Below are 26,317 nucleotides of genomic sequence, written 5' to 3'. Positions count from 1 at the left end.
AAAGAATGGCAATTTTAGATGAATCTATGTTAGTGGGAGCCTCGGGAAAAATCGATGGCTACGTGGTCTACAAGGTAGGCAAAAAGACTTACGCGCGGAAATCGCCGAGAACGATAGCGAATCCCCGCACGGGAGGACAAACGGCGCAACGGTCGAAATTACCGGGTGCGCAGACGATGCACCGGGCCGCACGGGGAAGCGTGCTGGAACAAGTTTACACGATCGTGGCACGAGAGGAAGAAAGACTTTCGGGGTACCATTGGTTTTTACACGCGAACATGAACGTGTTCGGGGTGGACGATTACGTTGACTATCCCCGTTTAATGCTGACGGCGGGTAGTTTGCAATTACCCTTCGGGATGCGGCAGGTAGCGGCTGACGCGGGGCAGCTGGAGGTGGCGTGGCAAGATAACTCGTCGACGGTGACGGCTCAATCGACCGACCGCTTGATGGTGGCTGCCATTTTCGACAACGAGCCCTATCAGCCCGTCGTGTTGGAAAACGTGCGGGGATGCCGCGCCGACGGGAAAGGGTGCGTGTATTTGCCGGAAGGCGAATGGACGGAGGCGCACTTGTATTGTTTCTTCGGGACTGTGGATGGGAAACGCTATTCCCCGTGTATGTATTTTTCTATTCGTAAATCTTAACGGGTGGTAGTTATGGCTATATTTGATCCTACTATATTTCAGGGGCTTTCAGGTTCCGTGGGGAACGTGACGGCGTACAAATTGGGCGACAAACACGTGGCGCGGGGAAAAGCGATAGTGATAAAGGACGCCAAGACCTTGGCACAATTGAAGCAGCGGGAGCGTATGCGGGTGGTCACGGCGCTTCGCCGTGGTTTTATCGTCGTGCTGGAAGCCGGGTATTGCTCCGCTTCACGAAAAGTATGCTCGAATTGTTTCGTGAGGGATAATATCGGGAAAGTCGAGGTGGACGACGAGTTGAACACTACCGTGGATTTGTTGTCGCTGTCCCTCTCGAGCGGAGAACTCGGGATGCCCCGGATCGGGGCGGAAGTGGAGGCGGGCGAGCGGCAAGTCGTGTTCCGCTGGGAAAGCCAGCCGTTAATGCCCCGGATGGCGAAGGACGATCGCCTGTTTGGTGCGGTGTTCGAGCGAGTGTTACGGAGAAGCCGGCTCGTGGAGTTGGGGACGAGGGGAGAGTGTGGCGAGTTGGCATGGATGCTGCCCGAGGAGTGGGATGCGGGGCAACTGGTTGTTTACGGTTTCGCCACCAGCGCTAACGGGAAGAGGGCTTCCGGGACGCTGGGAATACTGGGATAATGTTATAAACAAATCTCCTTGTCAGTAAAGGAGATTTGTTTTTAACGGGATAATGGTATCGTGGTATATGAATAATTGTTTGTTATCGTGATAAAGGAACGGGAGTTCCTCTTTGCCTGTCGTGAGATCGCGTAGCCAGTACAGGCGGTCGCTAGGTACGTTGTTGAATAGAAGGTAGTTGTGGCGGGCAATTTTAGTCCCGGCGTTTTTCCATTCGTTGTCCCAGTACAAGAGTTGATAACGGTGACCGATCACGATATGGTTTTCCGCGTTACAGGGAGCTACGCGGATTTTTTTCACTTTCATGGGACGTTTTAATGACATTTCGTTGGTGCTTTCATAAGAAGGATACTGCATACTCGTGTTATATAAAGGACCCCAACGTTGATTGGGATATTTTGCGATATCCGGGTGTAATTTCATGTATGTTTCTTGCCCTTTTTGCTTCCGGGCAACCTCGGGAGAAAAAACGGGTAAGGGAGTGGCTCGTTTTAGAGAATCTTCAGGGGTATATTCGTCCGTGAGAAATTCAATGATGCTCATGTTGCTTCGGGGAAACTCACCCGGGGCGACGTATCGATAGAAACGGAACGGACGGCATATTTCCGGGGTGTATTCCTGGAAATTGAGGATGGGGGCTTCCCGGATGGTGTAAAGCAGTGTCGAGTCTGAAAAATCCTCGCGGTTAGCCCCCTCGAATCGACCGCCTATCATTCGTTTTGCTTGTTCTTTCAAGTAAGGTTTTTCCGGAAATTTACGGAGAAGAACAAGAGTGTCTTTACGGGTTGAATGTTCCGGCACTATTTCCACAATTTGATATGATCCGGAAAGCGAATCAGCGGGAGCGATGTAAAATGGGGAAGCGAATGACACAAGCGTGTCCCCCCGGAAATAAGAGGGAAAATAAAGCGTGTGGTATACCACATTCTCGAACACGACCTGTTTTCGTGCTTTGTCGATTTTTCCCCATGTCGCGGGAGCTGTACCTGTTGGCGTGTTGTCGAACGTGTAAAGGAATGCCAAGTGATTGGGTGTATCTTTGTCGAAGGGAAGGGACACTCGTGTAACCCGGTAATATTCCCCGGTTACCTCTTTGAGGCAAGGGGTATCAAAATAGTCCGGTAAGTATTCCCCTTCGGCTTTTAACATGTAGGGACTGTTTGTTTGTGCGCCGAACGTGTTTCTGAAAAAACTGGGGGAAGCGCTGGAGTAGGGGCTGAGGGTGTCGAAATTGAAAGTTTTGTTATAAAAATTTTGATTTGTCGTGCTGTCAATAAATTTACAGTGGAAATGTCTATTTGTTTTCTCCCGAAAAGACACGTTGTGGTCCACGACCACGGGGATCCCGTAAGCCCGGAATATGTTGCAAGCGTTGTTTGCCATGCAAATACAATCCCCTTTATATCCAAGGAAAAGGTCATATACACCCACGTGTTGCCATTGATTGATTGCTAATGACGAGCGTATAAATCGAGTATAATGATTGTAACGTAAGATGAAACCGAGTATATCTTTCATGGTGGAACGATCCAGCCAGCCTTTGAACATGTCGTTTAGTCTTTTCCCGTTCTCGAAGAACGGGTAGCCTGCGATAGCCCGGTAGGGGAGAATCAATTCTTTGAATTGTTCAAAGGTGAGATAGGAGGCGTGCGGAGAGGTTTGCCATGCTTGGAAAGCATTTTCTATATGTGACACGAGAAAAGCGGAAGATATGTATTTCGGATCGGGAAATGTCCCTTTTTTGATTGTCGGGGTGTCAACGGGCATAGCGTTGATTAATTTTTTTATCGCGATTTGGAAATAATAATTTCTTTCCTCGTAATATCTTGAATTTAGCATGGTGTCCCGTATGTTACCCGTGGCGTATTTGTATAAGCTGTCTATTCTGGTATGCCATTTATAAATGGAAGAATCCGGGAATATAGCTTGTTCCGTGGAAAGATGCCATTTCATGTTGTCGATCAAGAAACAGGCGGCTTTGTATTTCAGGGAGTCGGCAGGAGCTTCTCGATAGTGGCGTAAGACTTTTTCCAGTTCTCCACGATTGCTCCCGGCGAGGGAAAGGGTTTCTTCCACTCCGGCGGGATAGCGGGTACAGGCAAAGGGTATGATGAGGACTAATAATAAAGCAATTTTTTTCATGAGGATTTCCATTTATCCGGGTAACTTGAATCGATAAATAATCATTTGTTCTTTTTCTTCGTCAATTATAGCCTGGGAATAATAATAAGGTTTAATGTACCCGGCAATTTTTAGGGTTTTCGGGACTGGCACGTCGCCGATTAATATTATATTCTCGTAAATTTGCAACCCGTCGGAGTTCTCTTTGTCACCCTTCGTGTATGAACGGAATAGGGTATTCGTTTCATTTATGTATTGCAACCAACCGTAGTAACCTTTATTCTTGCGTTCTTCATCATGATATTTGCGGCACTCTTTGTAACTGTTGATTTTTTTGTAACCTGTATTCATGTTTTTCTCCGAGAAGCCGAATGATAAAAGGGGTGTATAGTCGAAGTCATATTTGTAGATTAAAGAGTCCGCCTCGTATGATACATAAACATTGCCTTGATTATCTATATCAAAATTGATTCCCGAGAAGACAAGGAACTTGAGAGGATTTGATTTGTAAAATTCGGGATAGCCACCCCCGAGCATCCTTCCGTCTGCTTCGGTTTGTATATTGACTTCCGATATATGCCTGCACTTTTTCATGTAACGGTCTGTTTGTGCTATATAGTCCAAGTTGGGATGTTCCGAATACATGTTGAAATAGACGTTGTCGTTATAATTTTTACATGCCAAGCGATCGTATTGATGCGTGTATATGGCAGATGTTTTTGTGATGTCAGTGCTTTTATTTCTTTCGAGGAAAAATGTCTTTTTTAGATTGAAGGTTGAATCGTATACATGATGATCCAATTGGAAACCCAGTAGGAATAAATCTCCATCGGGAAGTAAAGTATATCCCGCGATTTTTCCGGCTGTTGTTTCGTGTGGGGCTCTACCTTGCCCGAGATACCGGTGTTTGAAGTTTCCCAAGGTGTCGAACGTGAAAAAGTAGCAATAGTACGTGTCGATGAAAAATAGGTCATTGTTTTGTGTTATACCGGATTTGTCTAGATACGAGGATTCTATGTGTTCCATGACAATGGTATCCCAATCTATTTTTGTGATTCGAATGGCTTTTTCCGGATTTGTAGGTTGAGGAAATAGATTTATATCCTCTGTGTGGCATGATACCAGAAGTATAATGAATGACGTGTAGATAATTTTCATATACGACATAATTTAAAAAGATTCGTAAGTCTTTAAAGGAAATACTTTTTTATACTTTTTGCTTGGGAAGGTTTAAGATGGATTACCGATTAGAATTATGTTATTATTTTCTTGTAAAAAAATAGTGATAATAATTTGGGAGAAATAACTTGGTTAATTAATATAATATTATCTATTTTTTTTGCTGTCGTTTTGATAATAACGGGATTATCTTTGAGATTGAGAGAGGTGAATATATTTTGTTCATCAAAACAATGATATTTAAAATTGTAAGATAACCAATCTCTTTGAATTTGTTTGTCTTGTTTCTCCATAATTAAATAAATAGAATTGATATCAATTTTTAATTGATTTATTTCTTTAAACAAGTCTATAACGCAAGTATAACATGCGTCTTTGGGTAAGAGTAAGATGAAAGTAGTATCACGAGTATAGAATGTTGAATCGTATTTTTCTATATATTGTAAGATTCTTTCATAAGAAGACATGGAGCAAAGGATATTTTGTTCAATATAGAATTCATTTTGATGGTTCTTGGAAATCATAATGTTCATGTAATTTTCTAACTTTTTATTTATAGACTTATTCGAAATAAGTCTATAAATTAATAAGAAATTGGATAAAATAATTATTCCACAAAAACTAAATATAAATAATAATTGATTTTTAGAATTGAATCGTATCGCCATATTATTATATTTTAAATTTGATTTTGATTATAGCTGGATTTTGCTCACCATTAATAAGTGAGATATTTGTTTTCTCCAATATGTATTTCTTTAAAGTGTTTTTCATCATTTGTTGTTCTTGATGGGAATAATCTTTATAATCATTATAAACACCATAGAAAAAAGTTGAATCTGCTGCTTTAAAAAGAAATACATCTTCTTCATTAGGATCACTCTGCCAACGAAGACCTTTGTGCTCTTTGAGAGAAAAGATAAAATATGTTTCCTGTGCTTTAGGTGCGCAACATCCGAAATAAAAATATTCAGAGGTGTTGTGTATATAAATAGGAAGTTTGTAATAATTTGTGTGCATGTATTCTTGTATAGGAAATCCTTCTCCAGGTTTTGGATGTACATAGTATTGAGGAATGTATTTGTCTTTAAAATCAATAGTAACAAAGGGTTCAGGTTTGTTATCTACAATTTTATAACAAATATTATCGCCTTGTAAAGGGCGTATGATGTATTCATTTTTATAGGATTGAGTGATAATATGTGTTGGAAAGATGAAATCTATGCGTTGTAAATATTTGTTTATGAATCTTCCTTCTTTATCAAATTCTATTAGACAATAAAAATCTTGCCTGAAATCACTAATATTAGGAGGATTACAACAGAATAAGAAGAAACCATTATTGCCTGATGGACAGATTTCTACAAAATCTAAATACCGTTCATCTAGGTTGTCCATTTCTGGAATAGTACGTTTTATGAATTTGCCATCTTGTAGATTGTATGTTATGATTTGATTTGTATAATCTAGTGCTAATAAATATTGATAGTCATTTGATAGACAAATATCTCTTAATGCCATATATTCTTCTGGACCTCTTCCTCGATTTCCTATTTTTCGTATAAATTTACCATTATGGTCAAATACTAATATACCTGTTGAATTTAATACTATTATTTCTTTATTTTTCGAGAGTAAAATCTTTTTTATGTGGGTAATAAATGATTCTGGGGTGACTTCTAATCGTACAACTTCTAATGAATCAATATAGCGACTAAATTCATTGGCCATTGTGGCTTGCTCTAAAGGAGTAATAGTGTAAAGTGAGGTTGTTGTTGTTTTAGGAGTTGATTTGCATCCCCAGATAAAGATAAATGCTATTGTAATATATAAAGTTGATTTCATAATGATTGTATTGGATGAGTTTTGAAATTGTTTTGAAGAAAGTATTCTTATTTTCACTAAAGTACTTTATCTATTATTCAATTGATAGAAATTGAATTATTTGATTAAAGTACTTTAGGATTTTTAATTTAGAAAGAAATGTCTCTTAACCCCCATTTGTCGCATCCTTCAACTATTGCATAATTACATCGGTCACGAATACAGCTAGGTGATGCACCTTCGCAACATCGATTGATCCAATTTTCCATAGCGTAGTTTCGACATCCTGCAGTTATTTGGAAGTATGTTTTACTTCCACCTGAACCTTCTCCTAATGCTAACGCCTCCGTATTAAATAACGGAAAGTTTGCTAAAGATGTGTTGAGTGATACGTATACATTGACTACAATTATTGTGGTCAAGATGATACTACCCCAAATGATGCTTTTCATTATTATCAAAATTTATTATTGATATGTATAGTTCCGTCTTTTACCCGTGTATATCGTTTCAACGGGAGAGATGACGTTTGTCTCGGATTTTTTTATCTTTACACTTTCTTCTTTTTTGAGGAAGTTGGCGGTGTCGGGGTCTTGCTAGGATTGTTCCGGCACCGCTTTTCTTCCATTTGATGATGTTTAATGGTTTGTTTGACTTCTATTCAATCACGTTGCCGTCTAGCTTCAGCTCGTGTATTTTGGATGAAGTGTTACATAACACTTGTATCGTTTTGTTGAAACGTCCAAGCGAGTTGGGCTTGAAGGTTACTTTTATATCTTTTGTCTTGCCCGATAGAACGGGACTTTTGTCCCATTGGGGGGCGGTACAGCCGCAAGTGGTGACGATATCCCGGATGATGAGGGGGTGTTTACCCGTGTTCTTGATGATGAAGATTATATCGGGGTGATCGTCGTAATGCAGGGTTTGCAAATTGACGGAATCTTGCAATATCTCTACCGTGGTGAGCGGGGCGTTTGTCCATTCTTGAACGGGAGCGGTAAAGGCAAGCCAACATGTAATGATGGCTGCCGAACATGTGACAAGTATACCTATATATATAAGGTGTGTTTTTTTCATGATGGTGGTGATTACAAGTTGAATTGGACAAGTTTCGCGTCGGGAGTAGTCCCGTAGAGTTGGTTTTCTTCCGTGTCGAACGCGAGGTAATTGGCGGCTTCCGGCAGGGTGTAATTATTTAACAGGGTTCCGTTCCAGTCGAAGACGAGGAGGGTGGAACTGTTGATGATTTTTTGCCCGTATTCTTTGTATGTTTTACCGGAGTATAGCACGTAAATTCGTTCATTAGACACTGCCACTTCCCGGAAGCCCGTGACGTTATCCGAGTAATAAGCCACGAGGGGATGTTTTCCGTCATTGATGTCCACGTGGGGATAGTAGTACGTGTGACGGCAGACGAGCGAGATCGTGTTGCCGTTGATGCGACAGATATCGAGTTGCCCGCTACGGATGTCGGTGCAGACGAAAGCCTTGTTGTCCGGGCGTAGGCGTAGTACGGTGCTTGCCCAAAGGATGCTTTTCCCGTAATCGGATAACTCGGGATAAGCGGGATGCACGGGGTAGGGGACGGCGTATGATTCGCTGCCGTCGTCCAGTGAATAAAAACGGTAGCGGCCTTGCTCGTAAAGCCCGGTGGAAATTACGAATCCGTCACCTTGGATAGCCGAGAGATGAGTGTTGGTGCCTTCTGCCAGCACGAGGGGATGAGCCGCGGAGCGGCTTAATGCCTTCGGGTTGTGGCGATGGAGTTTACCGGTTTCAAAATCGAAAACGGATAGTTCCCCTTGTTCGTTTACCGATAGATTGTCAATTGTGTATGCTTCATTTTCCCCTTCGCCGAAAGGTAACCAGTCGCGAGTGGTGTGGTTGGAAAGATCGATGAGGCTGAGGTTATTTTCTTCATAACGTCGTTCCACTGCGAGTAAATCCCCGTGTTTAGTGATTTTTAGCGGTGTCATGATCCCAAACTCGTGAAGATTTGTCACGAGGGTTGAGGTGATTTCATTACCCGAGGTCTGGATGGATGCCGGGATCTCCAAATAGCTGTTATCCGTGGAACAGGATAAAAATAGCGGTATTATAACTAATGTTGCAAGATGTTTTTTCATGGTGTTTACTATTTATGAGTCATACCGGGATATATTGTGTTATTGATGATGCATTTGCCTTCCGCGTAAATGCAATCGATTGAAGAAGAGCCTTCTCCTCTTGCAAGGGCTTCGACATTGCGGGAGATGGCCTCTTCTTTTTCAGAAATAGGTGAAAAACTGGTTAATAATCCCGCTAATAAACTTATCGCAACGATAATCGTATTTTTTCGGTCTAAGTGTTTCATATTTCAAAACTTTTTATTATATTGCATTAATTTAGTTTCGCTGTGTGCAACAAAAATATAAATAAAAAACAGGAGGAAGACAAATGCAAGTTCATAGAATTCTCATAAAATTGAAACATATAGGAAGCACACCATTATTTAGGGAAACGGTAATGGCTGTATTGGCTATTGGTTTCGTTATTTTGCTACAATATTGGCTTGTTTATTTGTTGTATACGGGAGAGAATGGAAAAATAAGAGATGAATTGAATAGGTCGACTTTATGGAGTATTGGGTACTGGAGTGGACGAGAGGGAATGAAAGTTGATAGTGTCGTGAGATATTGGGGTTATGATGCAAAAACACATGTATTGACGATCGGTATTCGTGATAAAGAATATTGTTTCGAGATAGATTCTATAGAAGCCGCTTGGGAGATGGATGCTATTGTTACTTACGACGTGAACTTGCAGAACCCGATTACCTTGGCTTGTTTGGATTCGTTGGTTAAGCATAGGGCGGAAGAAGTAATCGGTAATCTCTCAATCGCTTTCCGTCGCGTAGATTCATTGGGCAACACGAAAGAGGTATATCCGCCGGGTAACACGAGGTATATGGATATGGAGGAAGCGGGATACGTGCGATTGGGATATATTAGCGGGGAGAAGGTGGGAGTGCTTTTTGATTTCACGTGGAAGGATTTTCTATACAGGTTCTGGTGGCAGTTTACCGGGATTATTTTGGTCGGGTCTGTACTCGTGGTGTTGATTGTATCTTTTGCCTGTAGGATTTGGAAACAAAGGAAGTTGCGACAATTGCAGGAAGCGTGTTTAAGACAAAGAATGCATGATTTGAAAAGACCCGTGGGAGCGGTCGAAGGACTATTTCTTCGATTGCAGCGGCAGATTCAGAAGGTTTCGGATAGAGAGAAAGGCGAGATGTGTGATATCGGGTTGGAAAAAGCAGCCATGCTGAAAAGGGAAATGAGTAACGTGTTGCAGTTGGCGATGTTGATGTACCGCAAACGAGTGGAATGGGTGGATATTTCATTGAAAGAGGAATTGGTAGCGTTGGCAGCGGAAGAGCAGTTTGCTAACCCGGAAAAGGATATTCGGGTAGAGTTGGATTACAGGTTGCCGAACGTGTTGTTGCTCTCGGAACAGTTCGTGTACGCGTTGCGGAATCTGATGGATAATGCGGTGAAGTATTCCGGGGAAACGGTTTTTATAAAAGTAGCTTGTTACCGGGAGGGGAAAGCCCTTGTCGTATCAGTGACGGACGAGGGGAAAGGTATTGCTAAAAAAGATTTACCTTATATTTTTGAAGAGTATTGGCGAGTTGGTAGGGATGAGAAAGCAAAAGGCTTCGGGTTGGGATTGGCATCCGTTCAGAAAATTGTGAAAAGGCATAAAGGGAAAGTTCACGTGGAAAGCGAATTGGGAAAAGGTTCCACGTTCACTATAAAATTAGATAACTATGGAAAGAAAGATAAAACTTTTGTATGCCGAGGACGAGAAGGAGATGCGGATTACGTACACGGAAATATTATTGGAGCAAGGATTTGACGTTTATGCCGTGACGAATGGGGATGAGGCATGGGAGGCTTACCAAAAGGATGAATGGGATATATTGTTATTGGATATCGAAATGCCGGAAAAAACCGGGGAGGAAGTAATCCGGTTGATTCGGGAGAATGATACTCAGGTGCCTATCGTGGTATTTACCGGATACGACCAAGAGGGATTGTCTGTTATGGAAGCGGACGGGGGTGCGGATGATTACGTGAGCAAGGATTGGTCTGTCAAGGTTTTGGTTGATCGTTTGGGCAAGCGTTTGAAAGACGCGATGAGAAGGGCGGAAAGAGGTGAACAACGGGTATTCCGTCTGTCTTCGCGTATGACTTATGACAAGGTTACCAATATTTTGACGATAGACGGTAAGGCGACAAAATTAAAAGGAATGCAGGGGAAAATCATGTTGATATTTTGTACGCGCAGAAACGAAGAGATCAAGAGTACGGAATTATGCAAGGAATTATGGAATTTCGACGATGACCTCAAGAAAGGGGAATTATCAACATATATATCACAATTGCGAAAGATATTGAAAGCCGATCCCTCTGTTGAAATAGTCAATAATAACGGTTGTTACCTCTTAGTAGTTCCGGATAAGTAAACGCATATCTCTTTGCATTTCCTCGACGGCGGAGGAGAATACTTTCGGTTTTTTGTTGATGACGAGGTTGGCGGTGACGATGGCTTTATCGATTTGTCCGCTTTCGGCGTACATTTTAGCGAGAAGGTAGAGGGGGTAGATTCGGTTGGGAACCATGCGGGATGCCGTGAGGAAGGTGGCTTCTGCCAAGTCGTATTGTTGCATTGCCTGATAGTTTTTTCCCATGATATTGTAGATCATCGGGTCGGAGGAAAGAACGGCAGCTTCACGAAGTACCCGGTTACTTTGGTCTGGGTTGTCCGTGCGGGAGAGGCATTGCCCGTACTCGAACAGAAAGGCTGGATGATCTTTCAGAATGGGGTATATCGCCCTGTAATTGTCCACGGTTCGTTTGAATATCTGCATATTAAAATAGATTTGTTCGCTTCTCCAGCGTTTGAATGCTTCTCCGCGTTCTGTTTTTCCCGAGGTGAAGTACCACACGGGAACAAGTAAAAACAGGTAGAATATTCCCACTATCCATCGGGGGGACGGGGCGGAAGGCGATGCCGTACATTGTGCCGTGAGTAGCGAGAACAGGATGGCTAACGGCAACACGTTGAACGGGTAGGAGAAACAGGAGAAGATGAGAAAAGCGATTAACGCTCCCACGTGTCCCGCTTGTTTGTGTATTTGGGCTCGATAGGCATTCCGGATGGCGGAGGCGATGATGCCGAGAAAAAGCAATAGCCCGATAAGACCGTTTTCCACGGTGATTTGAATAAACTCGTTGAACGCGGATTCCGGGGCATCGGCAACGAGTTCTTCTTGTGGCGTGTAGTTGTCTTGCGTGAAATAGGCTTCCTGCGCTTTCCCGTAAGGTCCGGCGAAGTTTCCGAAACCGGTTCCTGTTACCGGGTGTGAAGTTATGATGGTTGTGGATACTTTCCAAATTAAAAGACGTCCGTCGGCGGAGCTTTTTTTCATCATGTATGTACCGATCATTAAAATGCCAATGACCAGAAAGATGACAATCGTGGCGATAGGGGTAATAACGGGATGCGCCCGATAGAATGCGATGCATTGCTGACGCAGGTGATAATGGTATCCCACTACAATTGCACACCCGACGATGGCTGCCACCCATGCACTCCGGCTCATGGTAGCGGGCAGGACGAGAAGGAGGGCGATTACCACGCCGATAGAAATGATATGAGGCCATTTGTGTGTCGTGAGGGCATAGTGTAAGGCCAGAGGAAAGATAGCGACCAGAAAGCCGGAATAGGGCCCCGGGTTAAAGAATGAACCTGTCAGGTCGAACTGGTTGTGAAATGAAGGAGTGAGCCCGTATAGCTGTGCCACGCCCCACATCGCCTCGATAAATCCGACAGCCAGAAGGGCGACATTGACGAAGTTTCCGGAGGAGAAGGAGGTGAGTATCCTGAAAAGGAAATAGGTAACCCCAACGAGCACGAGGATTCCCGCCCGGGCGTGTATTCCTTGCCCGAAGTAGTGCAGGTTCAGCAGGCTGTACGCTATATAGAGAAATACAAGTAGATCCGTGAGCGTGAAACGGAAAGGACGGATCAATGCCAACAATACACAGGGTATTGCAACCCAAGGAAGTATCGAGTAGAACCAAAAGATTTTCGCTATACGGTTTTCCAGTTCCCCTCCCGTGATGAATGTAGAGGACAACAATAATAGCGATAAGATGAAAACAATTGTTCCTAGCGTGTAAGTCTTAATATTCTCCTTCAATAGCATTTTACGTCGTTTTATGCAAAAGTAGGAAAATATATATAATATGTATAATGGAAAGTTGATAATATTCTAAGAATTATCGCTTGCTTCGTCTTCTTCCTCTTCTTGTTTAGGTGGTTGAGGGGTGTTGAAGATGTCGTATTTATCGAGGGGTTGCAGGTATTTCAACCAGCGGAAATCTTTCAGACGTTCTTCTCTCGGGTCGACAAGGAAGAGGGGAGTCAGGTCACCGTCGGGTTTGTTTATGAAAATGATATCTGTCACCCGTCGTTTCTCTATCATGATACGGATGTTGGAACTGGTGGCACGATTGACACCGATAATAGCACCTTGGTCATCCGGGTAGTAAATGGTTTCGCCACTCCCGTCCACGTATACCATGTATAACTCGTTATCCTTGAAATACCCGGTCATATTTCTTCCTTTGATCTGGTCGAACATTTCGGTATCCCATCGTCGTCCGACCATGAAGGCTTTGTTGTTCAAATAGAATTGTTTGATTTGCCCGTTACCCGTGAGCAGTGATATTTTTTCGGCAGTCATCTGGTAACCGGATGCCCATGTAACGGGTTCATTGTACAAGGTTACGGTTGAATCTGCGGTCAGGTATACCATAGAGTCACATACGCCTTGTATATCTTGGCTAAAGAATCTGACCTTATGAAACGCGCGTAGTATTTGATTTTTGGCGGAATCTTGTTCCATATACAGGGTATCGCCGTGCAGGAACAGGGAATCCTGTTTGCTGCAAAGGATAAGTAGGGCACTGTCGGTGACGAATGACTGGTTGGTTTCTCGGTTCATCTGGGCGTAATGTCCTTTCACGATCACGTCGTTGACCGAGTCTATCAAAGTGATGTTCCGGTACAAGTTTGCCATGCCGCTGATACTGTCAATTATCATGGTGTCGCCGTATCCCGTGTAAGTGAGGTGGGTGAGGCGGTTATTTTTATACAACTCGGCATGTCCTAAGTTGGAGTCGTACCATCCATCTTCGGAGTAGAGAGTGTTGTTGTCTTCGCCTTTGCCGTAAATATTGGTGGGACCGAGGATGTACACCAGTTTTGTCTCGGTGTTGTATTTCAATGTATCGGAATAGATATCATAATCGGGGGAAACCACTTTCACGCTATCCTTGAAAAAGGCGAGCTTGGATTGCGTGAAGTAGGTGCCTTGTTTGCTATCCAGCGTGTTTACTTCATCTTTCAGGTTACCCCAGTTGAAATAGTACCCGATGTCGAAAATCCCGTCATAATCCAGATAATTGGTCTTTAGCGTGATTTGCGGGTCTTTGAGGGTTACGTTCCGGCGTACTTGTATCATTTTTTTGTTCGAGTCATAATACATGTAATCCCCTGTCATGTGGATACTGTCATTCTTTATGACCCGCACATGCCCGAAGGCTTCAAGGTAATTGGTATCCGGTCGTTCTACTTGATAAAGACTGTCGCACCACATGAGTACATCATCGTGCTTCATGTGTACGTTCCCGATAAATTTTCGCAGGCTATTCTGGGTATCCATGCTGAAATTATCGGAATTCAGAATGTTTACTTTCGACTTTTTTACTTGTGCCATACCGTTTACGGGGAATAATCCCCATAACACGCATAACATTCCAACCCAAATACCTGCTCTTGCCATGAAAAATAGTCAATCTTAGATCATCAATTATTTAATCCAACCGTCGTAGTGGAATTTGATGTTTTTGTATTCATCGTCGATATGGATATAGGTATTCGCTTGTCTTTCCTTGATCCATTTCTCGATAACTTCCTGTTCTTTTTTTCTTTTCAGCCCGTTCTCGAAGCTCATCCAGTCATCTTCAAGATTAGCCGTGTGAGCGGGGTAATACGCTTTTATTTTGATGATTTTGTACTCGTCGCCTATTTCTGTTCTGTCAAGGAAGGGTTCGGAGATTTCACCTACTTGCAAGCTGTTTACCTGACGTGCCATATCTCCTTTGATTAACTCTTTCGGTAATTTGGAATCCGCGTCGTACGCGTTGAAAAGGAGTCCGCCATTTTTACTGGTTTTTTTATCGGTTGATACCCAGAAAGCGGCTTCTTCGAATGTCCATTCCCCGTTTTTGATGGTAGTCACCAGACTGTCCAGACGTTGAAGGGCTGCTTCACGGTCTTTTTCTTCAATTCTGGGGCGTAACAAGATATGACGAACGTTTACTTTATCTCCTTGGCGGTCGATGTATTGGATAATGTGAAAACCGTATTCCGATTCCACGATTTTGGATATTTTTCCCGGTTTCAAACTGAATGCCGCTTCGGCAAATTCCGGTGTCAATTCGTTCTTGGACATATAACCCAATTCTCCACCTTTAGCAGCGGTTCCCGGGTCTTCCGAGTAGAGTACTGCCAACGTATTGAATGATTGTTTGCCTTCAAGGATGTCATCGCGGTATTGTCTAAGCAGGTTCCGGATACGTTCTTTTTCCGTGTCGGCAATTTTCGGTTTAATCACGATTTGTTGTATCTCGTATCTGTCACCCACTTCCGGTAAACTGTCTTTGTTGAATTTGCGGTAGAAATAACGTACTTCCGAAGGGGTAACCCGAACGTTTTCCACTATTTTCTGTTGCATCCGATTGGTGATCATTTGTTCCCGCATCGGGGTACGCATTTCGTTTTTGATTTCCTCGTATGATTTACCGAAATAGCTTTCCAGTTTCTCGCGTGAACCGATGTTTCTCACGTATTCTTCCAACTGAGAGTTTAATTGTGCTTCTACCTCTGTGTCGCTAACAGCAATACTATCTATTTTGGCTTGCGCCATCAATAGCTTCTGAACCAGTCTGTTCTCGAATATTTGAGCTTTGGCATCGGCTTGGTTAGCGATTGCGCTTCGCGTCTGTTCATGTAAAAAATCGTTCTCGATGTCTGATTTCAACACGATTTCTTCTCCGACCACAGCGATAATCTTGTCAATCACGTTCTTTTGTGCTGAAGCATAACTAGCTAAAAATAAAAGTATAAGCAGTGATAAATATCTCATAATCCTTTAATAAATTTATACTCAATAAAAACGCTCTAAACTAATACTTTTTCTTCAAATCTAAGAATAATCCGTTCGTTTTCGCTTTTTTATTTTTAATTTTCAAATCCTGTTAATAAATTTTGACGTAATCTTTACGTGTTCCTTCCGCGTTTATGTCTTTCTCTAGGTTTTCCTCGAAGGCTATTTTGCGTTTGTTCAATAATAGTATTTCGATTTCTTTTTTCACGTACCCGAGGGGAGCAGTTTCGTGTTCTTGGCGAGTTTCGTATATTTTCAGGAAATAGTAATTCTCATCATTTTCCGTTTCTATCAACTCTTTGTTTTTATATTTGGCTTCCCAATCACTGCCCGTGATGGGCAACAGGTTCAATATATCGCGCAAGGGTATCCATTGGTCATTGAAGTTATCGTATTTTTTAGCCGAAGTAATGCAATACTCTTCCAGTGCCGCTTGATCTTTGGCATCTTTCGAGCGGAACCATTTCCGTACGTTGTCAATATTGATAGCCGATTTCGGCAACACGATAAACAATGCCCGCACGACGGGAGTGTTGAGTATGAAGTTGAACTTGTTGTTGTCGTAATATTGCGCTATCTCGGCATCGCTGATACCCCGGTCGAGTTTTTGAGCCACGAGTTTCTCCTTGTATTTATGGATGAGGATGGACGAGGAGTAATCTTCCACTTGCTTGCGGATATTCTTTTCTTCATCGCTTAGATTCTGGATTGCCTTGTGGAGCAGGAGTTCCTTGGTTATCCAGTTTCTCACGTAACTTTGTGCCATGATCGTGCTGTCTGCCGAGGGGGTGCCGGCGGGGATGATACTATTTACTTCCGAGAGGAATAAATATTTATCAAATGCTTTGGCAACGAGCTTTTCCTCTTCGGGGAAATTTTCTTTACATGCGCCCAGAAAAAGGGTTATCAACAGTATATATTGTAATTTCATCATCTCGCTTGAATTATATTCGGGCGAAAATAATAAAAAGCGATTTAATTCTATCGATTCGTGGCAGTTTTTTCGTGTATTTTGTATTTTTGTGGAAGATTTCGAATGATGACCCGCGATATAAAGGATATATTGAAAACGTACTGGGGATATGATGAGTTTCGTTCCCTGCAAGAGGATATTATCCGCTCCGTGATGAGCGGGAGGGATACACTTGCCCTTATGCCGACGGGTGGGGGTAAGTCCCTTACTTATCAGGTGTCGGGATTGGCGATGGAGGGCGTCTGTCTGGTGGTGACTCCTTTGATCGCGTTGATGAAAGATCAGGTGGAAGATCTGAAAGGGAGAGGAATTTCGGCTGAGGCGATTTATACCGGGATGAAGACGGAACGGGTGGCATCTATTATTAATAAGTGTATTTACGATACGGTGAAGTTCCTTTATGTTTCTCCCGAGCGTTTGTATTCCGAGCGTTTCCGTGAAAAATTACGGATGATGAACGTGTGCATGATCACGGTGGACGAGGCTCACTGCATATCGCAATGGGGATATGATTTTCGCCCCGCGTACTTGCGAATAGCGGATGTGCGGGAATACTTCCCCGGGGTGGTTATCCTCGCCTTAACCGCCACGGCAACTCCGGCAGTGGTGAAAGATATCCAGCAACAACTTCGTTTCGAGACTCCCCGTGTCCTGTCAAAGAGTTTCCGTAGAGAGAATATCTCGTACGTGATTCGGGAAACGGAGGCGAAACCGCTCGAACTTTATAACATATTGTCCAAGGTGCGGGGAGGGGCTATCGTGTACGTGCGTACACGGGAGAAAGCCTCGTCCGTGGCCGCTTTCTTGAATAAATCGGGAATAAAATCCGATTTCTATCATGCCGGTTTGTCTTCTTTACAGCGGGCACGGCGTCAGGAATTATGGAAGAACGGGGAAGTACCCGTTATCGTGGCTACCAATGCTTTCGGGATGGGGATTGACAAACCGGATGTGCGGGTAGTGGTGCATTACGATATTCCGGACAGTCCCGAGGCATATTTCCAAGAAGCGGGACGAGCCGGACGGGACGGGAAGCGGGCGTATGCCGTGTTGTTGTCTTCTCCCCCGGCCGTGGGTGCGTTAAAAAGGCGTATAGAGGATGCGTTCCCGTCGAAAGAGTATATTAAACGGGTGTACGAGGCTTTGTTTAACTATTATCAATTGGGTGAAGGCGAGGGCGAGGGGCTCGTGTCGGAATTTAACCCGGATGTATTCGTGACAAATTTCAAGTTGAACTTGGCGAAAGCGATGTCTGCCATTGAAATATTGGACGTGGCGGGATATCTGACTTACACGACCGATTTGAATACTCGTTCCCGGGTGATGTTTATCGTCGTGCGTGATCGTTTGTACGATATTGACACGGGTAACCCTTTAATGGAGAAGTTATTGGTACTTCTAATGAGAAACTACGCGGGTATTTTTGTTCAAGATGCTTATATTGACGAGGGCTTTTTAGCGGATCAACTGGGGATAAAGCGGAAAGAGTTGTATGATGCTTTCGTTACTCTGGCTAAACGCAAGATTATCCGTTACGTGCCGGGGGACACGAAACCTTATGTTATTTTCCACCGTCCCCGCTTGCCTCTGTCATACGTGTCTATCGGTCGGGAGGCTTACGAGGAGCGCAAACACGCGTATGCGAGCAAAATCGAGGCTATGGTGCGCTATTGCGAGGATAAGGAAACGTGTCGGCAATTGTTGTTGATGGAATATTTCGGGCAGAAGGAAAGCGAAGCCTGCGGTATATGTGACGTGTGTATCAGTCGGAAGAAAGCGTCGGTAAGGGAGGAACCTGTCGGGACGGACGAGCGGATACTGCAATTGCTCGCGGGGCGGGATGTTCCTGTAAATGAATTAGTCCGTGGAATAGGTGTGTCACCGGAGGTGGTGGTCGAGCGGATTCGGGTATTACTGGATGAAGGGAAGATTCGATATGTCACTCCGTCTGTTCTTGGATTGATAAGCCGGTAAAGTTTACCTGTAACTTGTGTATGGTAAAGGGTTCGTTACCCCTTACGCTACCCTTTCGCTACCTCATGAACGTAGCATGAACGTATCATGGACGTATCATGAACGTAACCCGTCGTTTATGCTGCCTTTGTGGTATGTTAAACCAGTATTTTTAAGGTAAAGTAGGGATAGAGAATAATATAGGGAACATAAAACTAAAGATATATTTCGAGTTTTATTTAGTGAAAGAAAAAAAGTTTTAGAATCATCGGTACCTTTTTTCTCGTGAAGTGTTATAAGGGAAATAGCGATGAGATGAGAAAAGAGAATGATGATATTATTCGTTTGATTGTACGGAGTCTTCGGGGGGAATTGACCCCGGATGAAGAGGTACTTTTTATATCGTGGAAATCTTGTTCGAAGGCCAACGAGGAGATGTACCGACGCTTGGAACGTGAATACAAGGAACATGCGGAGTACGCGCTGTACAAGCAATTTGATACCCGCAGGGAGTGGGCTGCCGTGGAGAAAGGTATTCGGAAAAGACGTTCCGTGCATCGTTTGTATCGTGTGGCGATTGCCGCTTCGTTCCTCGTTTTGGGTATTGCTTCTTATATCTTGCTCGCTCCCGAGAAGGAGAACCCCCGGCAGTTGGCAAAAGTCCTGCCAGTCGGCGAGTATTCTTTCAGCAAGAAGGCTTCTTTGATTTTGCCCGGGGGCGATACGTTACAGATTACACCGGTGATGAAGGACACGCTAATCGAGCGATTGCCTTTCGTGAGCAATAACGGGGAGGCGTTGGTGTATCACGAAACTTCGGGTTCGGATACTCTCGTGTATAATACTTTGGAGATTCCGCGGGGAGGGGCTTATTCCCTGCAATTGGCGGACGGAACGAAGGTCATGTTGAATTCCGAATCGCGGTTAAGGTTCCCGCAGGCGTTTAACGGCGATACCCGGGAAGTATTCCTTGACGGGGAGGGATTTTTCCAAGTGGCTAAAGACGCGGAGAAACCTTTTATCGTGCATTGTACCGATTACAAGGTGAGAGTACTGGGTACGACGTTTAATATCTCGGCTTACACGAGTGACGACGTGTCTATGACCACGCTGGTCGAGGGACGGGTGAACGTGGAGCGGGGGGACACGAGGGTGTTGCTGATTCCCGGGGTGATGGCTTCGGTGACACGTTCGGGTATCACCACGCGGGAGGTGAATGTCGATTCGTATATCTCGTGGACGAAAGACCAGTTTAGTTTTAGCGAGGAACGATTGAAGGATTTGTTGAAAAAGATATCCCGCTGGTATGACGTGGATTTCGTGTTTGACAACCCGGAAATCGAAGAATACAAGTTCTCGGGATTTATTCCCCGGTACGAGAATATAACAGCCGTATTGCAAATCATGGAGCAGGCTGCCGACGTGGTATTTAAAACAAGTGATGATAAGAAGATTACGGTGTACGATAGTCATGAGAAAGTACACTAAAGGTATAGAGTGAAAAAATAAGTTTGGTTTAAATTTTTGAAATGAAAAGATGGATTACCTTAAGTATGGTGATGCTATTTGTATTGCCATGCCCGGAGCTAACTTTTGCTTCCGCTAAAAAGAAGAAAAAAGCCACCACGGAGGTGAAGAAAGAACCCGTGAAGCGGCAGAGTAAGTATGACAAGCTGGTGAAGAATAAGCTGTGCGTGACGGCACGGGGCAATTTTGTTACCTTGCATAAGGTGGACGGGAAACTTTATTTCGAGATTCCCGCGAAGTACCTGAACCGGGAAATGTTGTTGGCATCGACGATTTCTGAGGCGAGTGACAATAACCTGTGCGCTATCGGGTACAAACCGAAACCGCCTATGCATATCAAGTTCACGAAGACTGATAGCACGATATTCATGAGAGAGGTGAACGTGACTGCCACCTGTAACGAGAACGAGGGACACATGAAAACCGTGATGGAGCGGAGTTTCATGGACCCGATTATCAACTCGTTCAAGATTTATTGCTACACGAACGATAGTTCTGCTTTTCTGGTCGATATGACCTCCCTGTTCACGGGGAACGTGGAGAAGTTGGCGCCGATAGCCAATTCGGGGGGAACGGTGGAGATCACGGCGGCGTTTAATAGTTCCGGGTCTATTCTGGATGATATTAAAGCGTTTGACGATAACGTGACGGTGAAATCATACCTTTCTTATTCCGTGACGGCGAAGATGTTGGGTATACTTTTATTGAAAAGGAACGAGCCGTTGACGGTGAAGGCTACGCGCACGCTGTTGTTGTTGCCGGAGGAGAAGATGCATCCCCGTGTCAGCGATTCCCGCGTGGGGGTGTTCCTGACGAATGCGAAACAGCATATCTCGACCGATCAGGATAAGATTCAGGCCTATACTCTGGCTACCCGTTGGAAGTTGGAACCCAAGGATATGGAAGCCTACAAACGAGGCGAGTTGGTGGAACCCGTGAAACCGATCGTGTATTATCTGGACGATGCTTTCCCGGAAGCGTGGAAGGAGCCGATGCGTCGGGGTACTTTGCGTTGGAATAAGGCTTTCGAGAAGATCGGGTTCAAGAACGCGGTACAAGTGTTGGATTTCCCGAAGGACGACCCGAATTTCGATCCTGATAACTTGAAGTATTCCTGCATCCGTTACGTGCCGGCAGCAATATCCAATGCCATGGGACCCTCGTGGACAGACCCGAGAACCGGGGAAATTATCAACGCGTCCGTGATTATTTTCAATGACGTGGCGAAGCTCGTGAACCAATGGCGTTTTTTGCAGACTTCACAAGTGGATGAATCCGTGAGAGGGAAGAAGCTACCGGATAACGTGTTGGCGGAATCTTTGGAGTATATTATCGCTCACGAGATTGGGCATACGCTTGGTTTGATGCATAATATGGCTGCTTCGGCCGCCTATCCCGTGGACTCGTTGCGGTCGGCAACTTTCACTCGAAAGTATGGCACGACTCCCTCTATCATGGACTACGCCCGCTTTAATTACGTGGCGCAGCCGGGAGATAAAGGGGTGAAATTGACTCCGCCCGATCTAGGAGTGTATGACGAGTACGTGATTAAATGGTTGTACACGCCACTACCGGGACTTAGCCCGAAAGAGGAGGCAGCCGTGTTGGAGAGTTGGATAGACGAGAAAGCGGGCGATCCGTTGTACCGCTATGGGAAACAGCAGGTGATAGAGCGTTATGACCCGAGTGCTATCGAGGAAGATTTGGGGAATGACCCGATTAAGGCGGGGGAGTACGGGATACGGAATCTGAAATATATTTTGTTACACTTGAACGAGTGGATTCAGGATGATGCGGACGGCGCTTACAAGGAGCAGATGTATAACGAGTTGGGGAACCAGTATTATCGTTATTTGCGCAATGTGATGTATAACGTGGGTGGTATTTACCTGTCGGAAGTGAAGGCGGGAACACCGGGTAAGACGTACCAATCCGTGCCGAGAGAGGTGCAACGGAAATCTTTCTTGTGGGTGTTGAATCAATTGAAGAATAGTGATTGGCTGCACAACGAAACGTTGACCGACCAGTTCTCGTTGCGGGTTGCCTTGCCCCCGATCGTGCGCTATTACACTGGAACCGAGTTGTTGGGATGTTACAAGAACGTGATGCTTTCCGCCCATGTATCCAAGAATCCCTACACGATGAAAGATTATTTTGACGATATGTACACCCAAGTTTGGGAAAGTGCTATTAAGAACCGGAAGCCGACCGAAGGGGAGAAGATCTTGCAACGTTTGTCGATAGACCAGTCTGCCGACGTGATCACGAAGAAGTCAAAATTGGTGAAAGTGTTGACTGATGAGGATGTGCCTGCCGTGGGGAACGAGGCGTATATGCCTTCCGTGGATGAAATTGTCACTTACGGTCTGGACGAATCCGGTTTGGTGAGCGTGTTCCGGGATGAATTGCGGGAGATAGAACGCGAACGGGGACGCGGCTTCGTGGCGAAACAAATGGCTCTTAATTCTTTCAAGTACGGCTACGGGTGGCAATACCGCGTGAATACCCGCACTATCGATGATTCCAAAACCCGTTTCCACGCTTACGCTATTCGGGTGAAGAATCTGTTGAACAGTAAATTGTCTTCGGCAGATACCGAAACGAAGGCACACTACCAAGCGATGCTTTACACGTTGGATGAGGCGTTGAAAGCGTTGAATGAGAAATGAGTCTATAAGGTCCGTAAGGTCCATAAGGTCTATAAGGTCACGGGTGTCCTTCGGACCAGATTAATCGGCAGCAAAGCTGCCGTGAACAAAGCGCCCCGCGGGGGTCCATGAACTTTCGACCTTATGGACTTTACGGACCTTATGGACCAATTAACAACCTAAATATGTTGAATATGAAAATGAATCTGTCTTTGAAATCCGGTGACAAGCTGCGGCGAATGTTTAAGGTTTGCCTGTCGCTTTGTTGCATTCTTCTATTCAGTTTTTCCGGTTTCTGTGATTCGTTGTCCCGGAAATACGACGAGAAGACACCTCTGAATCTGAAATTCGAGAAAGCCACGATGTTGCAGGTGCTGAATACGTTGAAGAAGGAAACCTCGTTGGATTTTGTTTACAACCACGAGGAAATTAAGGGAATCCCTTTGATCACAAGAGAATTTAAAAATGCCACTATCCGGGAAGTTCTTGATTATTGTTTGAAAGATACACCATACACCTATTCATTTGTCAATGACGTGGTGGTGATCAAAAAGCGTCAGGAAACCAAAACCGTGGAAAAGATCACGATCACGGGAGAGGTAAAAGACGAGGAAGGAACCCCGCTCGCCGGAGCCACGGTACTGTTGAAAGGTACGACTTTGGGGGTGGCTACCGATGTGGATGGAAAGTACAAGTTGGAAATCCCCGTTCAGAAAGAAATGGTGTTGATTTTCAATTTTATCGGTATGTCGAGCCAGACTTTCACGATCACGAAATCACAAGAGTTGAACGTGGTGATGAAAGAGGACACGAAGGTGTTGGAAGACGTGGTAGTCACGGGGTATTACACGCAGTCGAAGAACGCGTATACCGGTGAAATCACGACCGTGAAGGGGGAGGATTTGTTGAAAGTGTCTTCAACCAACGTGATACAGGCTTTGGCTGCCTTGACTCCGGGGTTGAGAATCATGGAGAATAACGAGCAAGGCTCAAACCCGAATGCTATCCCCGAGATCTTGATTCGGGGTGCCAATTCTATCATGACGGAGAATCAAGCGGACGTGAATACCCCTTTGATAATGCTCGATGGGGTGGAAATCTCGATAGAAGAGTTGTATGACTTGGATATTCATGATATAGAGAGAATAGACGTGTTGAAGGATGCTTCTGCCGCGGTATTGTACGGGGAGAAGGCATCCAACGGTGTGATTCTGGTAGAGCGTTCACGGGTAAAAGGAACGAAGCCCCGGTTCAGTTATAATTTTACACCCAATTTCAGTTATCCCGATTTAACTTCCTTGCGATTGACTAATGCAACACAGAAGTTGGAATTGGAACGCCTTGCCGGGTTGTACGATAACGTGGATGGTAGTCTTGATCCGGCTTATTATTATAAATTGGATAACGTGCGGCGGGGGGTAGACACGGATTGGCCTTCCAAACCTTTGCGCTGGGCTTTCTCGCACAATCATTCGGTGAATCTGTCCGGTAGGGGCAACGGGATCGAGTACAAGGCGAACGGGAGTTTCGGAGATTCTTACGGTGTGATGAAAGGGGATAACCGTAGAAGATACGGGTTGAATTTCACTTTCGCTTATCATTTGAGCGATAAGTTGACTTTCACGTATCGTTTCGCTTTTTCGATGACGGATAGTAAAGCGAGTCCTTACGGGGATTTCTCCACGTACACGAAATTGAACCCGTATAACCCGGTATATGATGAGGACGGGGAATATATCAAACTTTATTATTTTGATCCGTTGTCCGGTAGTTCTTCAGATTCTAAGAATCAAGGCAATCCGTTGTATAACGCAACTCTATCCAGTTTTAACAAGGGGAGAAGTAAGTCGTTCACGAATTATTTGAGTATGCGTTGGGATATTTTCAAGTCTTTCTTTATCACGGGAGATATGAATGTGAAGATGACGGAGTCGTGGAGCAAAGTGTACGTGTCGCCGGATGATTCTTCATTCGAGGGGGCTACCTTGAACAAGCGGGGAACCTATTCTTTCACGAATAACGAGGGAACCAGTTGGGCGGGCAAGTTCGTGTTGAATTATCGTTTGCCCTTGAATAAAGACGGTAACACGGTGTTATCTTTGAACGCGGGTGCTGATATCGGTATTAACAATTCTTCATCAATCACGACGAAAGCGGAAGGATTTCTGAAAGACGGGATGACGGATATTAAATTTGCATCGCAGTATGCCAGTACTCGTCCCTCGGGAGGTGATAAGAAATCCACGGAGGTAGGTTTTTTCGTGAATGGTAGTTTCGAGTTGTTGGGACGTTATTTTTTGAACGGTTCTTATAAGTCTGCCGGCTCATCAAAGTTCGGAAGCGAACATCGTTTTGCCCCGGTATGGACGGCGGGTATCGGTTGGAACGTGGATAAAGAGAATTTCATGAGTAATGTCAGTTGGTTGAATATGCTACGTTTACGTTTCAGCGTGGGTTCCACGGCTAACGTGACCTTCTCGCCCTATCAAGCGATGACGACTTACGAGTATAAGACCGATTTGATACATTACGCGGGAATCGGTGCCGTGCCTATCACGATGGGAAACCCGAATTTGAATTGGCAGCTCACGACGAAATATAATTGGGGTTTGAGTGCGACGTTGTTGAACGAGCGTGTGAATATTGATGCCAGTTACTACAAGAACAAGACGAAGGATGCTTTGATGCCGATCTCTTTACCGTGGTCGGTGGGTGTGTCTTCGGTGCAGGTAAATATGGGTAAGCTGGAAAATTCTGGATACGAGTTTTCAATATCGGGACAAATCATAAGACAAAAGGATTTGTATTGGATGGTTACCGTGAACGGTTCGCACACGATGGATAAATTGACAAACGTGTCCACGGCATTGAAGGCTTACGAGGTAACCCAGTCTTTGGGGGCACGTCCTTCTCTGAGATTTGAAGAGGGAGGTTCACAATTCGCTATCTATGCCATGCGGTCGGCAGGTATTGATCCGGCTTCCGGAAAAGAAGTTTTTATCACCAAAAACGGGGAATATACTTTGGATTATGATACGGATGAACGGGTAGAAGTGGGCAACACGAATCCTATTCTCGAGGGAAGTATATTTACCAGCCTTACTTACAAGGGGTTCACGTTGAATATCACGACGGGGTACAAGTTCGGGGGAGATGCCTATAATAGTACGCTTGCCGATAAGGTGGAAAATATTAACCCTTGGGAGAATGTGGATCGCCGGGCTTTTACCGACAGGTGGAAGGAACCGGGTGATTTGAAACGTTTTTTGGGAATTCCGGAAAGCAAAAGTGATGCTCAACGTTATTCGGCACGTTTCGTGGAACGTGATAATTTATTCGAGATCAAGAGTATTTCTCTTACTTACGAGTTTAAACCGGAATGGTTGAAGCGGATCGGTGTCAAGCGTTTGAACGTGGGTTTCGGGATGAGCGATATCGCGCGTTTCTCTTCCATGAAGTTGGAAAGAGGAACTTCCTATCCTTTCGAGAGGAGTTTTAATATCACGTTTAGACCGACTTTTTAGCA

Annotated in this window: 19 protein-coding genes; 8 read left to right on the top strand and 11 right to left on the bottom strand. The window is 44.5% G+C overall.

The annotated features are described in order from the left end of the window. Window positions 1-5: 5 nt before the first annotated feature. Window positions 6-647, top strand: coding sequence for a DUF6266 family protein (locus tag H8S64_RS07620; protein WP_186975610.1), 642 nt, complete (start codon window positions 6-8; stop codon window positions 645-647). 12 nt (window positions 648-659) lie between these two features. Further along, on the top strand, window positions 660-1,286 hold the full coding sequence (locus H8S64_RS07615; protein ID WP_186975609.1) for a hypothetical protein: 627 nt from the start codon (window positions 660-662) through the stop codon (window positions 1,284-1,286). 21 nt (window positions 1,287-1,307) lie between these two features. On the opposite strand, the gene H8S64_RS07610 is transcribed toward H8S64_RS07615, so the two are convergent. From H8S64_RS07610 to H8S64_RS07580, 7 genes are all read right to left on the bottom strand, one after another. Continuing rightward, entirely contained in the window at window positions 1,308-3,428 is a 2,121-nt protein-coding gene (locus H8S64_RS07610) for a hypothetical protein (protein ID WP_186975608.1), read from the bottom strand. A 12-nt stretch (window positions 3,429-3,440) separates the two neighbouring features. After that, entirely contained in the window at window positions 3,441-4,565 is a 1,125-nt protein-coding gene (locus H8S64_RS07605) for a hypothetical protein (protein ID WP_186975607.1), read from the bottom strand. Between the two features lie 95 nt (window positions 4,566-4,660). After that, window positions 4,661-5,254 carry a hypothetical protein gene (locus H8S64_RS07600; RefSeq protein ID WP_186975606.1) on the bottom strand — a complete coding sequence of 198 codons (594 nt, stop codon included), beginning with the start codon at window positions 5,252-5,254 and terminating at the stop codon, window positions 4,661-4,663. Between the two features lie 4 nt (window positions 5,255-5,258). Beyond that, window positions 5,259-6,431, bottom strand: coding sequence for a DUF4934 domain-containing protein (locus tag H8S64_RS07595; RefSeq protein ID WP_186975605.1), 1,173 nt, complete (start codon window positions 6,429-6,431; stop codon window positions 5,259-5,261). A 636-nt stretch (window positions 6,432-7,067) separates the two neighbouring features. Then, complete coding sequence (locus H8S64_RS07590) at window positions 7,068-7,487, bottom strand: DUF1573 domain-containing protein (RefSeq protein ID WP_186975604.1); 420 nt, start codon at window positions 7,485-7,487, stop codon at window positions 7,068-7,070. Window positions 7,488-7,498: 11 nt separating this feature from the next. Beyond that, window positions 7,499-8,536 carry a BF3164 family lipoprotein gene (locus H8S64_RS07585; protein WP_186975603.1) on the bottom strand — a complete coding sequence of 346 codons (1,038 nt, stop codon included), beginning with the start codon at window positions 8,534-8,536 and terminating at the stop codon, window positions 7,499-7,501. Window positions 8,537-8,544: 8 nt separating this feature from the next. Then, window positions 8,545-8,763 carry a hypothetical protein gene (locus H8S64_RS07580; protein WP_186975602.1) on the bottom strand — a complete coding sequence of 73 codons (219 nt, stop codon included), beginning with the start codon at window positions 8,761-8,763 and terminating at the stop codon, window positions 8,545-8,547. A 110-nt stretch (window positions 8,764-8,873) separates the two neighbouring features. On the opposite strand from H8S64_RS07580, the gene H8S64_RS07575 reads away from it, so the two are divergent. Further along, a complete protein-coding gene (locus tag H8S64_RS07575) occupies window positions 8,874-10,307 on the top strand; it encodes a sensor histidine kinase (RefSeq protein ID WP_186975601.1) in 1,434 nt (477 codons plus the stop codon). Continuing rightward, the gene (locus tag H8S64_RS07570; RefSeq protein WP_099292631.1) at window positions 10,219-10,917 is read left to right on the top strand and encodes a response regulator transcription factor; all 699 of its coding nucleotides are present in this window, start codon (window positions 10,219-10,221) and stop codon (window positions 10,915-10,917) included. Before H8S64_RS07575 ends, H8S64_RS07570 begins: the two co-directional genes overlap by 89 nt. Here the strand turns inward: H8S64_RS07570 and H8S64_RS07565 are convergent. The 4 genes from H8S64_RS07565 to H8S64_RS07550 form a co-directional block, all read right to left on the bottom strand. Then, entirely contained in the window at window positions 10,897-12,663 is a 1,767-nt protein-coding gene (locus tag H8S64_RS07565; protein WP_186975600.1) for an O-antigen ligase family protein, read from the bottom strand. The genes H8S64_RS07570 and H8S64_RS07565 overlap by 21 nt on opposite strands. Window positions 12,664-12,729: 66 nt before the next feature. Further along, window positions 12,730-14,304 (bottom strand): OstA-like protein, encoded by a 1,575-nt coding sequence (locus tag H8S64_RS07560; RefSeq protein WP_186975599.1) that lies wholly within the window; start codon window positions 14,302-14,304, stop codon window positions 12,730-12,732. Window positions 14,305-14,331: 27 nt separating this feature from the next. Next, window positions 14,332-15,669 (bottom strand): peptidylprolyl isomerase, encoded by a 1,338-nt coding sequence (locus H8S64_RS07555; protein ID WP_186975598.1) that lies wholly within the window; start codon window positions 15,667-15,669, stop codon window positions 14,332-14,334. A gap of 112 nt (window positions 15,670-15,781) precedes the next feature. Continuing rightward, on the bottom strand, window positions 15,782-16,624 hold the full coding sequence (locus H8S64_RS07550) for a peptidyl-prolyl cis-trans isomerase (RefSeq protein ID WP_255469472.1): 843 nt from the start codon (window positions 16,622-16,624) through the stop codon (window positions 15,782-15,784). 105 nt (window positions 16,625-16,729) lie between these two features. Between H8S64_RS07550 and H8S64_RS07545 the strand changes: the two genes are divergently transcribed. The 4 genes from H8S64_RS07545 to H8S64_RS07530 all read left to right on the top strand — a co-directional run bounded on the left by H8S64_RS07545 (window position 16,730) and on the right by H8S64_RS07530 (window position 26,315). Then, window positions 16,730-18,637, top strand: coding sequence for a RecQ family ATP-dependent DNA helicase (locus H8S64_RS07545; RefSeq protein ID WP_186975821.1), 1,908 nt, complete (start codon window positions 16,730-16,732; stop codon window positions 18,635-18,637). A 294-nt stretch (window positions 18,638-18,931) separates the two neighbouring features. Beyond that, window positions 18,932-20,104 (top strand): FecR family protein, encoded by a 1,173-nt coding sequence (locus tag H8S64_RS07540; RefSeq protein ID WP_186975597.1) that lies wholly within the window; start codon window positions 18,932-18,934, stop codon window positions 20,102-20,104. A gap of 41 nt (window positions 20,105-20,145) precedes the next feature. Beyond that, window positions 20,146-22,812 (top strand): zinc-dependent metalloprotease, encoded by a 2,667-nt coding sequence (locus H8S64_RS07535; RefSeq protein WP_255469471.1) that lies wholly within the window; start codon window positions 20,146-20,148, stop codon window positions 22,810-22,812. 173 nt (window positions 22,813-22,985) lie between these two features. Beyond that, window positions 22,986-26,315, top strand: coding sequence for a SusC/RagA family TonB-linked outer membrane protein (locus H8S64_RS07530; protein WP_255469470.1), 3,330 nt, complete (start codon window positions 22,986-22,988; stop codon window positions 26,313-26,315). The last annotated feature ends 2 nt before the right edge of the window (window positions 26,316-26,317 follow it).

It is taken from the genome of Butyricimonas hominis (assembly GCF_014287455.1).
In the GTDB taxonomy this organism is placed as follows: domain Bacteria; phylum Bacteroidota; class Bacteroidia; order Bacteroidales; family Marinifilaceae; genus Butyricimonas; species Butyricimonas muris.
This window is presented reverse-complemented; position numbering and strand designations above follow the sequence as displayed.

What these genes read in the sequence shown, in the direction of transcription:
- H8S64_RS07620 (WP_186975610.1), top strand. Translation starts at nt 6, where the DNA reads ATGGCAATTTTAGATGAATCTATGTTAGTGGGAGCCTCGGGAAAAATC.
- H8S64_RS07615 (WP_186975609.1), top strand. Translation starts at nt 660, where the DNA reads ATGGCTATATTTGATCCTACTATATTTCAGGGGCTTTCAGGTTCCGTG.
- H8S64_RS07610 (WP_186975608.1), bottom strand. Translation starts at nt 3,428, where the DNA reads ATGAAAAAAATTGCTTTATTATTAGTCCTCATCATACCCTTTGCCTGT.
- H8S64_RS07605 (WP_186975607.1), bottom strand. Translation starts at nt 4,565, where the DNA reads ATGAAAATTATCTACACGTCATTCATTATACTTCTGGTATCATGCCAC.
- H8S64_RS07600 (WP_186975606.1), bottom strand. Translation starts at nt 5,254, where the DNA reads ATGGCGATACGATTCAATTCTAAAAATCAATTATTATTTATATTTAGT.
- H8S64_RS07595 (WP_186975605.1), bottom strand. Translation starts at nt 6,431, where the DNA reads ATGAAATCAACTTTATATATTACAATAGCATTTATCTTTATCTGGGGA.
- H8S64_RS07590 (WP_186975604.1), bottom strand. Translation starts at nt 7,487, where the DNA reads ATGAAAAAAACACACCTTATATATATAGGTATACTTGTCACATGTTCG.
- H8S64_RS07585 (WP_186975603.1), bottom strand. Translation starts at nt 8,536, where the DNA reads ATGAAAAAACATCTTGCAACATTAGTTATAATACCGCTATTTTTATCC.
- H8S64_RS07580 (WP_186975602.1), bottom strand. Translation starts at nt 8,763, where the DNA reads ATGAAACACTTAGACCGAAAAAATACGATTATCGTTGCGATAAGTTTA.
- H8S64_RS07570 (WP_099292631.1), top strand. Translation starts at nt 10,219, where the DNA reads ATGGAAAGAAAGATAAAACTTTTGTATGCCGAGGACGAGAAGGAGATG.
- H8S64_RS07565 (WP_186975600.1), bottom strand. Translation starts at nt 12,663, where the DNA reads ATGCTATTGAAGGAGAATATTAAGACTTACACGCTAGGAACAATTGTT.
- H8S64_RS07560 (WP_186975599.1), bottom strand. Translation starts at nt 14,304, where the DNA reads ATGGCAAGAGCAGGTATTTGGGTTGGAATGTTATGCGTGTTATGGGGA.
- H8S64_RS07555 (WP_186975598.1), bottom strand. Translation starts at nt 15,669, where the DNA reads ATGAGATATTTATCACTGCTTATACTTTTATTTTTAGCTAGTTATGCT.
- H8S64_RS07550 (WP_255469472.1), bottom strand. Translation starts at nt 16,624, where the DNA reads ATGATGAAATTACAATATATACTGTTGATAACCCTTTTTCTGGGCGCA.
- H8S64_RS07545 (WP_186975821.1), top strand. Translation starts at nt 16,730, where the DNA reads ATGACCCGCGATATAAAGGATATATTGAAAACGTACTGGGGATATGAT.
- H8S64_RS07540 (WP_186975597.1), top strand. Translation starts at nt 18,932, where the DNA reads ATGAGAAAAGAGAATGATGATATTATTCGTTTGATTGTACGGAGTCTT.
- H8S64_RS07535 (WP_255469471.1), top strand. Translation starts at nt 20,146, where the DNA reads ATGAAAAGATGGATTACCTTAAGTATGGTGATGCTATTTGTATTGCCA.
- H8S64_RS07530 (WP_255469470.1), top strand. Translation starts at nt 22,986, where the DNA reads ATGAAAATGAATCTGTCTTTGAAATCCGGTGACAAGCTGCGGCGAATG.